Origin of the sequence: Streptomyces sp. NPDC051561 (assembly GCF_044454195.1) — a bacterium.
GTDB lineage: Bacteria > Actinomycetota > Actinomycetes > Streptomycetales > Streptomycetaceae > Streptomyces.
This window is the reverse complement of the sequence record NZ_JBITDM010000001.1, coordinates 392,956-407,479: the sequence shown is the minus strand read 5'-3', so window position 1 is coordinate 407,479 and position 14,524 is coordinate 392,956. Positions and strand designations below refer to the sequence as shown.

Below are 14,524 nucleotides of genomic sequence, written 5' to 3'. Positions count from 1 at the left end.
CCGAGCAACCTAGCCTGCCCGCCCCCGTCCCACACACCCGGGCCCCGGCGGAGCCCTGACCCTCCCCCCGGTACCGCGATGTCTCCGGATCGCTTGGCAGGGCCGCTCGCATCCGGTTCGATCATGGAGGTCACCGTGGGCGTCCGCTCGGGGCGGGCTGGGGCGAGGGAGAGGGCGCATGCTGGAGATAGCGGGGATCGGGGCAGCGGAGGAGCGGGTCTACCGCCTCCTGGTGGAGGTCCGGGACGCGGGTATGGACGAGATCGTCCAACGGCTCCACATCCAGGAACGCGAGGCGGCGTTGCTGCTGTCCTCCCTGCACGACAAGGGTCTGGTCGAACGGCCTTCGGCCGACGGCGGCATGCGGTACGTGCCCGTCCCGCCGGACGTGGCGCTGCAACCCATGCTGGCGCGCGGCCAGGAGGCGCTGGAGTGGGCGCGGCGTGGAGTGGAGCAGCTGACCGAGGAGTACCGGGCGGGCGGCCGGCGCCATGACGCCGGGCAACTGGTCGAGGTGATCACCGGCAGTGGTGCCATCCGCCGGCAGCTCCGCCAACTCGCCTACGGGGCCCGCAGCGACCTGCGGTGGTTCTGCAAGGCCGATCCCGTCGCGTTGCGCGCCCAGGACAACGACGAGGAGTTCGAGCTGCTCGCCCAGGGCATCCGCTACGAGGCGATCTACGAACGGGCCTGCCTGGAACAGCCCGGCATGGTCGACAACGTTGCCCAGGGCATCCGCGCCGGTGAAGTCGCCCGTGCCACCAGCACCCTGCCTGTGCGCATGGTCATCGTGGACAGTTCCGTCGCCGTCTGCCCGCTGATGCCGGGTGGCGCGACCGCCGCCCCGGGTGAGCCGACCGCCGCCGTGATCCGCAGCAGCAGCCTCCTGGACGCACTGGTCGCCCTGTTCGACAGCCAATGGGCGGCGGGGACCCCGCTGCACGTCACGGAGGAGGGGAAGCTGGCCGACTTCGCCGGCGGCATGGGGCCGGGCGGCAGTGTCGCCGACGACGAGCGCTATCTGCTCTCCCTGGTGGTGGCGGGCGTGGCGGACAAGGCGATCGCCACCCAGCTGGGTGTCAGTCACCGCACGGTGCAGCGCAGGATCACCGCACTGATGCAGCGGGCGGGCGCGACGACGCGCACCCAGCTGGTGTGGCAGGCGGCGAGACGCAACTGGCTGTCGTGAGGCGTGAGGCATAGGGCGTGCGGAGGGGACGTGCGGAAACCGCGACCGGGTTCGGTCGCGGCTTCCGGAGCTCGCGTACTACCTCAGCGCGTACGCCCGCTCGATCTGCTGCGTCACCTCATTGCCCGCGTCGTCCCAGGCGCGGACCCGCAGTGTGACGTACCCGCTGGTGCGGGCGGCCGTGGGGTGGCTGACCCGGACCCGATAGGCACCGTCGCCGCGGCCGGAGGCCGTCGCCGCCCGCCAGTGCTTGCCGTCGTCGTACGAGACGGACACCTGCATGCCCTTCACTGAACGGCCCTTCAGACCGTCCTGGTGGCGGGCGCTCACCTTGAACGTGAAGGACCCGGAGCCGGGGGCGGCGCCCCGGAGGTCGGTGGCCACGTCGTAGTCGAGCTGGAGGAGGGGGAGCAGGGACTCCTTGCCCTCACCCGGGCGAGGGGCCGTGAACGACCAGCCGGTGCTGGTGGCCCGCGAGAGGGTGCCCTCGGGGCTGGTGCGCTTCACGTCCAGGTCCAACCGGTAGCGGCCGCCGTCCCCGCCCGCGGGGAAGGTGCCCCACGCCCGGGGGCCTTCGGCCAGGATCTCGCCGTCGCGACGCAGTACGGCGTGGGTCTCGTCGGGATGCGGAGTGGCGGCGTCCTTGCGGGGCAGGGCGTAGCCGTAGTGGCCGGACGCGGTGTCGGTGAACTCGGGTATCCCTATGGTCAGTTGGTCGCCCTTACGGAGAGCGAGCCCTTCGACGCCTCGGGGGATCGCCGGGCGCACCACGGGGGCGTACCAGCTCTCCGTGACGCGTTCACCGGGCCGGTAGGTGCGCAGCGGGCCGAACATGCCCGTCCCCAGTGCCTGGAACGCCCAGGTGTTGCGGGGGTTGACCCAGTGCAGCCACCTGGTGTCGGCGGGACCGCTCAGGTACTCCGTCCGCATCTGCCCGGTGCGCACGTACCGGGACCGCAGGGCGAGGGACGCGTCCTCCCACGGACGCCAGGACTCCCGGTTCTCCGTGACGTGGCGCGCCCCGCCCGTGTCCGGGTAGCGCGAGGTCACGGTGGCCGTGTTCCCCGGCTCGACCTTGTGGACCACGCGCTCGGGAACGCGCTGTTCGGAGAGCTGTACGACCTCGTAGAGGTAGGGGCTCTCCGGGGTCCCCTTCAACTCCAGCTTGGTTCCCGGTACTCGCAGCCGCTGCATCGCGGCGCTGGTGGCGTACAGCCCGATGGCCGGCAGCCGCTGGCTCACCGGCTGCCAGGGCGTGGCCGCGTACCTGTTGCCGCCCGCGGTGGTGACGGCAGCCGCGGCTCCGGCTCCGGCTGCCGCGGTCACCGCGTCGTCGTACTCCACCCCTTCCAGTTCCACGAGCACCGCCGCGCCACGGACGTCCACGCCCCGTGCGCGCAGCGCCGCGTAGTCCTCGGCGCGTCCCTGACCGGCGTCCACCACCCGCAGGCGTCGCACACCTTCCACGGCGGGGGAGTTGTGCAGCAGGCGGACGGGGACACCGGCCGCGGCGTTGCCGGAGAGCGCGCGTACGCCGAGCATCGGTGCGGCCAGCTGCCAGCGGGAGGAGAACTCGAAGGTTCCCTCGGTGAACTCCTTGGTGGGCGTGACGTAGAGAGGCTGTCCGCCGCTGTGCGAGCTGGTGAAGTAGCTGACGAACTCCCGGTCGGCCCTCTTCCAGCGGGTGGAGAAGACCAGCGGACCTTGCTGCTCGGCCCGCTGGGGGGTACGGATCTCCACGGGGACGGCCTTGCGTGCGTCGAGCACCAGGTCGGTGGCGCCGCTCACCCGCAACTGCGGGTCGACCACCAGGCTGTTGATGACGTTGTTCTCCGAGTGCTGCGTGATGACGCCGTGCAGGTAGTAGTTGCCCTCGGGCAGGTTCACCGTCACGCTCTGCCCCGCAGGCACCTCCTGGAGGACGTCGAAGCGGCCTGCGGGACCCAGCATGATCAGCGGTGAGACGGTCGCCGACTGCCCGGCGCGGTCGATGCCGCGCACGGTGACCTTGTGGGTGACCGGGTCCTTCGTCGCTGAGAGGACGGTGTGCGCGACGGACTGCCCGTCGGCCGAGGTGGCGGTGAGGCGTCCGCCGTAGACGCCCTCCGGCAGCGCGGGCGCGTCGAGGGTCACGGTCACGTCGGCGGTGCCGTGCGCGGGCACGGTGACCTGCGTGGGGGCGCCTATCGCAGCTGCCGGGGCCGGGGAGCCGTAGACCTTGTCGAAGGTGGTGGCCAGGGAGAGCGGGACCGGCGCGTCGCCGTCGTTGGTGTAGGTGACGTTCACCTTCTGCCCGCCCGCGTCCGGGGCCAGCATTCCGAAGGTGGTCGTGCCGGTGGCGCGCACCTGCTGGCGCACCGAACGGGCCACGTCCACCCGGCCGGTGCCCTGCTCGTAGACCGTCCGGTCGCCGGCGGTACGCGTCGTGCTCATCAACGCGTCCTTGAGCTGCTGGGCGCTCCAGCCGGGGTGCCGCCCGGCCAGGATCGCCGCCGCGCCCGCCACGTGCGGGGTCGCCATGGACGTACCCGAGGCGGCGGTGTAGGACGCGTCCACCGGGCTGCCCATGGACGTACCGGCGGCGCGGGCGGCGGCGATGCCGACGCCGGGAGCTGTGAGGTCGGGCTTGGCGCCGTTGTCCCCGACGCGCGGGCCGCGGCTGGAGAAGGCGGCCAGCTTGTCGTCGCGATCGACGGCGCCCACGGTCAGGGCCTTCTCCGCGGTGCCCGGGGAGCCCACGGTGTAGTCGGCGCCGGTGTTGCCCGCCGCGACGACGAAGAGGGTGCCGGTCTCCTCGCTGAGGCCGTTGAGGATCTGGCTGAGTACGTCCGTGCCGTCGGTGGGACTGCCGCCCAGGCTCATGCTGACGATGTCCGCGCCCGAGCGGGCGGCCCAGTCCATGCCGCCCAGGATGGCGGAGTACGGGCCGGAGCCCTTGTCGTCGAGCACCTTGCCGATCAGCAGCTTCGCCCCCGGCGCCACGCCCTTGCGCTTGCCGTCCGAGGCGGCGCCGCTGCCGGCGATGGTGGAGGCGACGTGGGTGCCGTGGCCGTGGCCGTCGTTCGCGGTGGGGTCGGTGGTGAAGTTGCGTACTTCGCCGAGTTTTCCGGCCAGGTCGGGGTGGGTGGCGTCGACGCCGGTGTCCAGGACGGCGACGGTCGCGCCCTTGCCGTCGTAGCCCGCCTGCCACGCCTCCGGCGCACCGATCTGCGCGGTGCTGCGGTCCAGGGAGGCGTGCACCGTCGCGTCCAGCCACAGCTTCTCGACGCCGCCCTCGAAAGCGGCGTTCCTGGAAGAAGCTCCCGTGCCGGCGCCCTTCGCGCTGCTTGGGGCGAGCGCGTCGTCGTCGATGGCCTTCCAGAACCGCCCGGCCTGCTTCTTGTCCGCCTTGAGTGCCGAGCCGCGCAGGCTCTTGATGACCAGCCCCTTGCGCGAACCGGTGGGCGCACCCTTGGACTTGGGGTCCGTTTTGCTGGTGTAGCGGGCGATCAGCGGGATGGCGGAGGTGTGGGCGTCGTCGTATCCCTGCTCGATGAGGGCGGTGATGTTGAACAGCTGCCGGTCCAGCTTGCCGGAGGAGAGGTACGGGAGCGCGGTCCGGGGCAGCACGTACAGCTGCTTGTCGATCTCCAACTGGCTGAAGTCGGCCTCCGAGGCGCCCGGGGCCGGCTCGACGGAAACGGTCTTCCGGCCGCCGGGGAAGGTCTCCAGCCGCACCCGGTCACCGGTCACCAGCGTGACGGAGGTGACCTGCGGGCGGGCGGCGGCGTTCATTTGGGAGGTGGCGGGCGCTGGGGCGGCGCTCGCGCCCCAGGAGGTGGGGGCCAGGGTGGCGAGGAGGGCACCTGCCGCCAGAACGGCGGCAGGGCGAAGTCTTCTGTGCATCGGAACCTTTCCAGGGGGCAAGGAAACGGACACGCGGTGCGGCACCAGACTCGGGCCCCCATGATCGCCGCGCCAGCCTTTTCGATGCCGCACTTACGACATGTCGCTCCTACGACACGCGACTTGTCCCGCCTCACTCACCCCTGTGGTTCCGGGTCCCCGAGCAACTGCTCCCCATCGCCGTCGCGTTGTGGGCGGCGCGGGAGTTCAAGCGCCTTTCCGCCACGCTCCGTTCGTCAGCGGCGTGATCCGGGTCCCGTTCGCCAGTCCCGACGGCGATCGTCGGGTCGTTCGGTCCGCGTGCCCGCCCACCGCGATGACCCGCGCGACCGGTGCCACCGCGCGCACGGTACGGGCGACGGAGAGCAGGGCGTCGAGGCCGATGTCCTCCAGGCGGGCCGACGCGTTCCAGTTGGATGCCCGGGTCGGCCTCCGGGGTGTCGTGCACGAGGACGGCGTCGTCGACCATCAACAGGGGCTTGCCGTCGAGGATTTGGGCCCGGCCCCCGGCGTCCCGGAGCGCCTCGGTGACCTCGTCCAGGTGCTCGGCCGGCCGTGCCACGGTCACCCGGCTGAAGTCGGCGCCCCTCATGGTCTGGTGCCCGGCGAAGGTGTCCGCACCGGGATACCCGAGCGAGGCGTAGAAGCCGCCGCCGAACACCGCGGGGCGGCCGTCGGCGGGGGGCGACCTTGGTGACGTACACGTACGCGGGCTTCTCGCTCTCGGGGGGCGGCCTGCCGTCGGGGGCCGGCGCGCCCCCCGGGGACCGTCCCGCGCCGGCCGTCAGGACTGTTCCTTGAGGAAGCCCACCACGGCGTCCAGGAACTCCGCCTGTCCTTCGACATTCGCCATGTGCACCGTGGGAAGCAGGGTGAACCGCGCGCCGGGGACGGTCCTGGCGAGCTCCCTCCCATGGTCGGCGGACGTGACGGTGTCGTGCTCGCCCGCGATGACCAGGGTCGGGTTGTCGATGAGCGTGGCCGTGCGGCGCAGGTCGTAGTCACGCACAGCGGCCCAGCTCCCGGCCACGCCCTCGCGCCGCGTGGCGAGCAGAGTGCGGCGGAAGCCCTCGACGATCTCGTCGTCGCCTCGCAGCATGTGGGCCGGGAACCAGTTGTGCAGGAACATCTCCGCGGTGGCCTGCATGTCGGGTGCTGCCAGCAGTTCGGCGATCGGCCGGTCCCACTGATTCGCCGGGCCGAGATGTGCGGCGGTGTTGGAGAGCACCAGACGGTCGACGCGCTCCGGAACGTGAATCCCCAGCCACTGCGCGACTATTCCGCCCAGAGACAGGCCCAGCACGTGCACCCGCCGCAGGCCCAGCGCATCCAGCAGCTCCACCACATCGCGCCCCAGCCGGTCCAGGGAGTACGGGCCGCTCGGAACACCGGAGGCACCGTGGCCCCGCGCGTCGTGGCGCAGCAGCCGGAAGTGCTCGCTCAGGACCGGCACTTGGCCGTCCCACATGTGGAGATCGGTACCGATGGAGTTCGAGAGCAGCAGCACCGGCTTGTTCTCGTCACCGTCGAAGCGGTAGGCGATGCGGACGCCGTCGCCGGTGGTGATGGCGGTGATGGCGGTACGAGCTTGAGAAGTCATGTCAACTCCAGTGACCCAGAGATCCAGTGATCCAGCGGCTGTGCGCTCAGCCTATGAACGCCCCTTGCAGACTTCCATTACAAAGATCGGACGAGGTCTGTACGTTGACTGGACAATGTCGAACTTCACGCTCCACGAGTTGCAGTGCTTCAACGCCGTTGTGCGCGAAGGCGGTTTCCAGGCCGCCGCCGAGCGGCTGCACCGCTCGCACCCTTCCGTGTTCGCAGCGGTCGCCAAGCTGGAGCGCCAACTGGGCCTGGAGCTGCTGGACCGCTCGGGCTATCGGGTTCAGCTCACCGAGGCCGGGCACGCCTTCCACCGCAAGGTGCGTCTCCTGCTGCACGACGCCGAGGAACTGCGGACCTACGCCGCCCAGTTGGCGATGGGCGAGGAGGCCGAACTGCGCGTCGTGCTCGGCGACCTGTGCCCACTTCCACCCGTGCTGGAATTGCTCAGCCGCTTCTTCGCGCAGTGCCCGCAGACACGGCTGCACCTGCAGTTCGAGACGGTCACCGGCCCCTGGGAGCGGCTGTTGGAGGACGAGGCAGACCTCATCGTGCACCGCGTCCCCAAGAGCGATGTGCGGATGGAGTGGATCGATCTCGGCCGCGTCGCTCTGGTGCCCGTCGTGGCGCCCGGGTTCCTGCCCTTCGCTCCGGACACCGGCATCACACCGCAGCGGATGCGGGCCTTCACCCAGTGCGTGGTCCGGGATTCGGCGCGACAGCCGTCCGAACAGGGCCATTTTCTGGTCGAAGGCGCGCCCCGGAGCTCCGTTCCGGACCACCTCATGAAGAAGGAGCTGATCCTGCACCGCATGGCGTGGGGACACGTGCCGCGGTTCATGATCGAGAACGAGTTGCGTGACGGACGCCTGCTCTCCATCGCCGGACGGCACTTTCCCGGTGTGGTCGAGGAACTCTCGGCAGCCCGCCGCCGCGACCGGCCGCACGGGCCGGTCGCCGAACAGCTGTGGGGCTTCCTGGCCCGCCATGCACCGCTCCTACGGCCGACGCTGGGCCATGTTTTCCCTCAGGAAGGCCACGTACCCCCTCAGGAAGCTCGGGAAGGAGCAGAACGGGGCCGCCCCGGAGGGGACGGACCCGTGTGACCTGCCGGTCTGCCGCGTCGGACGGTCAACGTCCGTGCAGTGCCTTGACGTTGTTACCGCACGTGGGGGGGGCGGGGTTTCTACCTGCGCGCATGCCGTGAGGCCGGGGCGGATCCAGCCCAGGATCCAGCGGTGGTGGCCCGGGTCCGTTCCTCCGCCACCTGCCGCAGTCGTTTCTTCCGTTCCACTTCCCGGGGCGCGTCGCGCTCGGCACGGTCCTGGTCCTGCCGTTTGGCCTCCGCATGCGTTCCGCGGCCCCCCTCACGGGTCCGAACGGCTCCCGTGCCGCAACGGAGCACGACACCTACGGAGAAAGTGCGGTCCGCCAGCAATGGAGTCCCCCTGACTCGGTGGATGCGCTCACGTGCTGCCCAACCGCGCGCCACCTCACGACGGAGCGACACCGGCCCCTCGGTCTCCGGGGCGGAAAGCGACCGCCGCCGCTGTTCGGGCCGGCCCAGTGCTGCGGGCGTACGCCGTCCCGCGGCTCCGAGGCGTACGCCATACGGAGCGAGTTTGAAAGTGCGATCAACACTTCGCGTGATCTGGGCATCTATGGGCTGATGTGGTTCTGAGCGGCTGCGTGCCGACCGGTGACGACTTCCTTTCGCTACGGAGCATGCGGGTGACGCATTGTCATACCGCCTGAGAGAGAGGTGCGATGGAGATGCATCAGCCAGCGAGCCCGGCGACGCGCGAGGGTCTTGGCGGCGAACCCTGCTGTCCCGCAGGGACTTCGGCATGGCGTACGGGTGCACGACGCACCGGTGATCGCCGGTTCGCGTCCGTCTTCCTCGCGACCGCCATGGTTGCCCTGCAAGCGGCAGCCGGGGTGGCCTTCACGGGCGGCCCGGCAGTTGCCGCGACCACCCAGTGCACCCCGGGAGCAGGCTTCAACAACTGCCTCCGTTACACGTTCAGCGGTGGTGACCAGACCTTCACCGTGCCCAAGGGGTCGTCCCCCGTCCGGGCGAAGCTGTGGGGAGCCGGCGGCGCCGGACGCAGCGCGTCCAGCCGGGGCGGCGGCGGTGGCGGATTCACCCAGGGCACCGTCGGACTCCTGACGGCAGGTCAGAAGCTCACCGTCACCTCCGGCGGCGGTGGCGTTCCGGCCGAGACGGTGAACCGTGCATACGGGGGCGGCGGACTCAGCGGCACCGGCCAGAACTTCGGCGGCGGCGGTGGCGGCATGTCGGCGATCTGGGCCGGGGCCTACGGCACGACGCCGTTGCTCATCGCGGGCGGCGGCGGAGGCAGCTCGGTGCTGTTGGCCGGTACCTCGACCCGGTCCGGGGGTGGGGGTGGCGGTGGCGCGACCGCTTCGGACACCGGGGTGGCCGACCCGGGACGCGGGGGTCCCGGCCAGCAGAGCACCGGCGGTCTGCCCGGAGGCGGCACGAGCTGCCCGACACCCGCCACTGCGGGCACCAAGTTCCGCGGCGGCAACGCAGGCTCCGCACCCTTCGGAGGTGCCTCCACCAACAGCGGCGGCGGCGGTGGCGGCGGCTGGTACGGAGGCGGCGGTGGAGTCTGCGGCCCGAGTCAGGGTGCCGAGGGGGCGGGCGGTGGCGGCGGATCGGCGTACATCGGCGGTGCCGGCGTCAGCGCGGCGACCACCACCGCGGGCGGTGTGGCGGCCGGCCCCGGTACGGGCGGTGCGGCGGCCGGAGCAGCCGACCCCCTGCGGGCCTCCGGGATCGGCGGCGGCGGGGCTCAGGGCAAGGGCGGCAACGGTGAAGTCGTACTCCAGTTCACGCTTCCCGCTCCGACCATCACGGGGCCGACCGGCACCGTCGGCGACGAGACCCCCACGATCACGGGCACCGGGGAGCCAGGCACCGTGATCACCGTCAGGGACAAGAACAACAGCCCCGTCTGCACCGCCACGGTGCAACCCGACAGCACCTGGTCCTGCACCGCCACGACGCCGATCCCGGCCGGTCCCAACAGCTTCACCGCGACTCCGGTCGACCCGGACGCGCCCGACGCCAACTACCCCTCCAGCGCACCGGACAACGTGACGGTGGCACCGGAGGCCGACCTGGAGATGGCGAAGAGGACGGCGAACGCCACCAAGGTGGCGCCCGGTGAGACCTTCGAGTACCAGCTCACCGTCAAGAACAACGGCCCCTCCGTCGCGAGGAACGTCAAGGCCGGCGACCCGCTCCCGGCACCGTTGGGCTTCGTCTCCTCGCCCGACGGCTGCACCGCGACCGGGCAGCGCGTCACCTGCGGTCCCGAGGCGACGCTGGCCGTCGGCGCGAGCAGGACGTGGAGGTTCACCGTCCGCCTCGATTCCGCCTACACCGGTGACGGCTCCGACATCGGCAACGTGGCCACCGCCACCGCGGACACCGGCGACTCCGCGCCGGACAACGACTCCAACGATCCCGCCGGACTGCCGGGCGGCGGCCCCGCCGACCCCAAGGCGGACATCGAAAGCGGCAAGACGGCTTCGTGAACCGGCTGGTCCGCCCTTCCTGATCCGGAAGGAAACAAGAGCAACCGAGAGGCTGCGGCCCCCGCCGGGGGCCGCAGCCTCCTCTCGTGCCCTGCGCTCCCGGCCACCCGAACCGGCCCGGGGCCGACACGTGGACGTGCGGTCTCCGCACGTGCGGAGGGGAATTTTACGTGAGGCCGCGACCTGCCGCGTCGGCGCGTCGGGCCTGCTCTCTCCTGTGCAGGGGTCGAGAGCACGCGGATCGCTTGGTGAGCGGCGAAGTCCGGCGCACCGGAACGGCGTCGCACTTCCCGAGCACGCCTTACTCCTTACAGGTGACTGGGACTGCCGTACGAGTTGCGCGCCCACGCCAGCCGTTACTGGACACCGCTGTACGTAAATACGCCTGACGACCAGTCATCTGACGTCCGCGTGCGCCTCAACTGTCCCGGTAGGTCGGCGAGCACCGTCACGGGCCGCTCGCAACGAAGGAAACGGTTTCACACATGAGCAAGAACAAGCGACGCTGGATCGCGCCCGGCGCCATGGCCGTGGCGTTGCTGCCGGCCCTTCCGGTGGTGCCCGCGCACGCGTTCGCCGCCCCGGGAGCCGGTGAGGAGGCTCCGAACGCCCGCCCGGCGGCGAAGACCCGCCCGGCCGCGAGGAACGGCCAGACCGCGGTACCGGCGAAGGGCGCGGCGCCGACGCCCACGACGACTGCCGGCGTGGCTCCGAAGGACCTCCCGAAGGCGCGGCAGGCCCAGCTCACGTACGGCACGACCGGCGGCCCCCGGAATTCGTCGCGACGCGCCGTGCCGCCGGGCCAGCCCTTCACGTACACGCTGTCGGCGAAGAACAACGGGCCCTCGACCGCCCGGAACGTGACGTCGACCGACACGCTGCCGGCGAACATCGAGTTCGTGTCCTCCGCCGACGGCTGCACCGCGGCCGGCCAGGTCGTCACTTGCGGGCCCGAGCCCACGCTGGCAGTCGGTGCGACCAAGACATGGGCCTTCACCGCGCGGATCAAGCCCTCGTACAAGGGCGACGGCAGCGACCTGGGCAACGTCACCACCGGCAAGTCCGACGCCGACGACCCGGACCCGGGCAACGACGGAACCGACCCCGTCCTGCCGCCCGGCCCGTACACCCCGCAGGCGGACCTGGCGACCACGAAGACGGCCGTGGGCACCACCCCGAAGCGGCCGGGCGAGTCGTTCGACTACCTCGTCTCCGTCAAGAACAACGGTCCCTCCGACGCGGACAACGTGAAGGTGTCGGACACCCTGCCGACCGGGCTGACGTTCGTCTCCTCGCCGGACGGCTGCTCGGCGGCGGGCCAGGTCGTCACCTGCGGCCCGGAAGCCTCGCTCGCGGCCGGTGCCACGAAGAACTGGACGATCCGCGTCAGGATCGACCCCTCGTACGAGGGGGACGGCAGCGACCTGGGCAACGTGGCCAGTGCCTCCTCGGACACCTCCGACTCCGATCCCGGGAACAACGACAGCCCGCCGGCGCGGCCCCCGGGCGACACCGTCGCCAAGCCGAACGCCGACCTCGCTACCACCAAGGTCACCACCACGGACACGCCGGTCTCCCCGGGCGAGACGTTCGACTACCGGGTCACCGTGACGAACAACGGCCCCTCAACGGCGGTGAACGTCACCACGAGCGACCCGCTGCCCGCCGCGCTGAGCTTCGTGTCGTCGCCCGACGGCTGCACCGCCGCGGGACAGACCGTCACCTGCGGCCCCGAGGCGACGCTCGCACCGGGTGCCTCCAAGACCTGGACGTTCACGGTCCGGCTCGACCCGGACTACACCGGTGACGGTTCGGACGCGCTGAACCTGGTGACCGCGACGTCCGACACCGACGACGACAACCCGGACGACAACACCAACCCGCGGCCCGGCACTCCGCTTCCGGGCGGGAGGCCTGCCCTGCCGAAGGCGGACATCGGGGTGACGAAGACCCCTGTCGGGAACACCCGGCCGACGCCGGGCACCACCTTCGACTACCGCATCGTCGTCACGAACGACGGGCCGTCCGCCGACGCGTACAACGTCAAGGTCGGCGACAGCCTGCCCGCGCAACTGACGTTCGTCTCCTCGTCGCCCGAGGGCTGCACCGCCACGGGCCAGCAGGTCAGCTGCAAGCGGCCCACCCCACTGCCGGTCGGCGGCAGCCAGGAGTACCTGCTGACGGTCAGGCTCGCCGCGGACTACACCGGCGACGGCAAGGACATCCTCAACACCACCAAGGTCACCGCGGACAACGCCGACCCCAACCCGGACAACGACGTCGCGGTCGCGGGGCTGCCCGGCGGCGGCGCGGGCGACCCCAGCGCCGACCTGACCACGAAGAAGGAAACGGTCACGAACGAGCCGGTCAAGCCGGGCGAGACCTTCGACTACCGGGTGACCGCCACCAACAACGGTCCCTCGACGGCCAAGGGCGCCAAGGCCGCCGACGAGTTGCCCGAGGGCCTGTCGTTCGTGTCCTCGCCGGACGGCTGTACCGCGGTCGGGCAGACCGTCACCTGCGGCCCCGACGACATCGCCACCGGCGCGTCCAAGGCGTGGGTCTTCAAGGTCAGGCTCGACCCTTCGTACCTCGGTCGCGGTGACGACCTGGCCAACACCGCTTCGGTCGAGGCCGTCACCGGCGATCCCGACCCGGGCAACAACCCCAGCGACCCGACCCCGCCCCCCGGCGGCCAGACGTCCGAAGCGGACGCCGACCTGGTCCTGAAGAAGTCGGCCCGGATGCCCGCAGGGGGCGCCGTCAAGCCGGGCGGCACTTTCGACTACGTCCTCACCGTCACCAACAACGGCCCCTCCACGGCCGTCAACGTCAAGGCGAGCGACCCGCTGCCCAGCCAGGTCGGCTTCGTCTCCTCGCCCGACGGGTGCACCGCATCCGGCCGGACCGTGAACTGCGGTCCGGTGGCCGCCCTGCTGCCCGGCCAGTCGAAGTCCTGGCGGTTCACCGTCAGGCTGGCTCCGTCCTACAAGGGCAACGGCACCGACATCCGCAACGAGGCCAAGGTCACCGGCGACACCAAGGACCGAGACCCGGGCAACAACACCAACGACCCCAAGGGAAGCCTGCCCAAGGTCAAGCCCGAACCGCCGAAGCAGCCGCCGGGCAAGCCCACGGGCCACAAGCCCACGGGTCACAAGCCCACGGGCAACCCCGGCCCGTCGCTCCCGGAGACCGGCTCCGACGGACAGCTGATCGCAGTGGCGGCGGGCACTTCGCTCCTCGGCGGCGCTCTGATGTTCCTGACGCGACGGAGGCGCGACAGGTCGGGCACCTGACGGCCGGGCACGCCGCCCGGCGGCGGACGAGCCTGAGGGGCAGGAGGAGTACGGGGCGGCCCGCAGAGTCCGAACGGACACCCCGGGCCGCCCCGCGACCGGGGGAGGGGCGGCAGCCCGGGGGACCACGTGCTTTGCTGAGCCGGCACCACACGCAACCCGGGAGTCACCATGTCTGTCCGCGTCAACGAGTACGACCAGCCTGTCGGCGAGCCGGTACCCGGCTGGTCACCGCGCCCGCTGCCGGCGGAGGTCACGCTCAAGGGCGAGTACTGCCGTCTTGAGCCGCTGAACGCCGAGCGGCACGCCGCCGAACTCCACGCGGCCTACCGGAGCGGCGGTGACCAGCGGGACTGGACCTACATGTTCTCCGGGCCGTTCGAGGACGTACGGGACTACCGCCGGTACGCGGAAGCGGCCGCGGCCGGAAGCGACCCGCGGCACTACGCGGTGATCGACCTCGCCGACGGCACCGCGGTCGGCACTCTCGCGCTGATGCGGCAGGACCCGGACGACGGAGTCGTCGAGATCGGCAACGTCATGTTCTCGCCGGTCATGAAGCGCCGCCCGATCTCGACCGAGGCCCAGTTCCTGGCCATGACGTACGTCTTCGACGAACTCGGCTACCGGCGCTACGAGTGGAAGTGCGACAGCCTCAACGCCCCCTCGCGCACCACGGCCGAACGTCTCGGCTTCACCTTCGAAGGCATCTTCCGCCAGGCGGTCGTCTACAAGGGCCGTAACCGCGACACCGCCTGGTACTCCCTCCTCGACACCGAATGGCCCGAGGCCAGACAGGCCTTCCAGGCCTGGCTCGCCCCCGACAACTTCGACGAGCAGGGCATCCAGCGCCGCTCCCTCGCCGGACTGCGCACCGGCACAACGGGCGTCTGACGACCGTCCGACGACGCGAGAGGGGGGGGGGGGGGGGGGGGGGGCCCCCCCCCGCCCCCGCGCCCCCCCCCCCCCCCCCCCCCCC

Annotated in this window: 7 protein-coding genes and 1 pseudogene; 5 read left to right on the top strand and 3 right to left on the bottom strand. The window is 71.4% G+C overall.

The window, feature by feature from the left end; translation table 11 throughout:
* The first annotated feature begins 178 nt into the window (after positions 1-178).
* Entirely contained in the window at positions 179-1,189 is a 1,011-nt protein-coding gene (locus ACIA73_RS01760) for a helix-turn-helix domain-containing protein (protein ID WP_399436237.1), read from the top strand.
* Between the two features lie 78 nt (positions 1,190-1,267).
* On the opposite strand, the gene ACIA73_RS01755 is transcribed toward ACIA73_RS01760, so the two are convergent.
* From ACIA73_RS01755 to ACIA73_RS01745, 3 genes and pseudogenes are all read right to left on the bottom strand, one after another.
* A complete protein-coding gene (locus tag ACIA73_RS01755) occupies positions 1,268-5,074 on the bottom strand; it encodes a S8 family serine peptidase (RefSeq protein WP_399436236.1) in 3,807 nt (1,268 codons plus the stop codon).
* 294 nt (positions 5,075-5,368) lie between these two features.
* A pseudogene (locus tag ACIA73_RS01750) lies at positions 5,369-5,714 on the bottom strand (phosphopentomutase); the annotation flags it as partial.
* Positions 5,715-5,858: 144 nt separating this feature from the next.
* Positions 5,859-6,674, bottom strand: a complete 816-nt coding sequence (locus ACIA73_RS01745; protein WP_399436235.1) for an alpha/beta fold hydrolase — start codon at positions 6,672-6,674, stop codon at positions 5,859-5,861.
* A 115-nt stretch (positions 6,675-6,789) separates the two neighbouring features.
* Here ACIA73_RS01745 and ACIA73_RS01740 point away from each other — a divergent pair, with 115 nt between their 5' ends.
* From ACIA73_RS01740 to ACIA73_RS01725, 4 genes are all read left to right on the top strand, one after another.
* Positions 6,790-7,785 carry a LysR family transcriptional regulator gene (locus ACIA73_RS01740; RefSeq protein WP_399436234.1) on the top strand — a complete coding sequence of 332 codons (996 nt, stop codon included), beginning with the start codon at positions 6,790-6,792 and terminating at the stop codon, positions 7,783-7,785.
* 667 nt (positions 7,786-8,452) lie between these two features.
* Positions 8,453-10,246 carry an Ig-like domain-containing protein gene (locus ACIA73_RS01735; RefSeq protein WP_399436233.1) on the top strand — a complete coding sequence of 598 codons (1,794 nt, stop codon included), beginning with the start codon at positions 8,453-8,455 and terminating at the stop codon, positions 10,244-10,246.
* Between the two features lie 485 nt (positions 10,247-10,731).
* Entirely contained in the window at positions 10,732-13,545 is a 2,814-nt protein-coding gene (locus tag ACIA73_RS01730; protein WP_399436232.1) for an LPXTG cell wall anchor domain-containing protein, read from the top strand.
* A gap of 171 nt (positions 13,546-13,716) precedes the next feature.
* Positions 13,717-14,439, top strand: coding sequence for a GNAT family N-acetyltransferase (locus ACIA73_RS01725; RefSeq protein ID WP_399436231.1), 723 nt, complete (start codon positions 13,717-13,719; stop codon positions 14,437-14,439).
* The last annotated feature ends 85 nt before the right edge of the window (positions 14,440-14,524 follow it).

Bases quoted from the DNA above. Each gene is read 5' to 3' on its own strand.
- ACIA73_RS01755 (WP_399436236.1), bottom strand. From the start codon at position 5,074: ATGCACAGAAGACTTCGCCCTGCCGCCGTTCTGGCGGCAGGTGCCCTC.
- ACIA73_RS01730 (WP_399436232.1), top strand. From the start codon at position 10,732: ATGAGCAAGAACAAGCGACGCTGGATCGCGCCCGGCGCCATGGCCGTG.
- ACIA73_RS01740 (WP_399436234.1), top strand. From the start codon at position 6,790: ATGTCGAACTTCACGCTCCACGAGTTGCAGTGCTTCAACGCCGTTGTG.
- ACIA73_RS01735 (WP_399436233.1), top strand. From the start codon at position 8,453: ATGCATCAGCCAGCGAGCCCGGCGACGCGCGAGGGTCTTGGCGGCGAA.
- ACIA73_RS01725 (WP_399436231.1), top strand. From the start codon at position 13,717: ATGTCTGTCCGCGTCAACGAGTACGACCAGCCTGTCGGCGAGCCGGTA.
- ACIA73_RS01760 (WP_399436237.1), top strand. From the start codon at position 179: ATGCTGGAGATAGCGGGGATCGGGGCAGCGGAGGAGCGGGTCTACCGC.
- ACIA73_RS01745 (WP_399436235.1), bottom strand. From the start codon at position 6,674: ATGACTTCTCAAGCTCGTACCGCCATCACCGCCATCACCACCGGCGAC.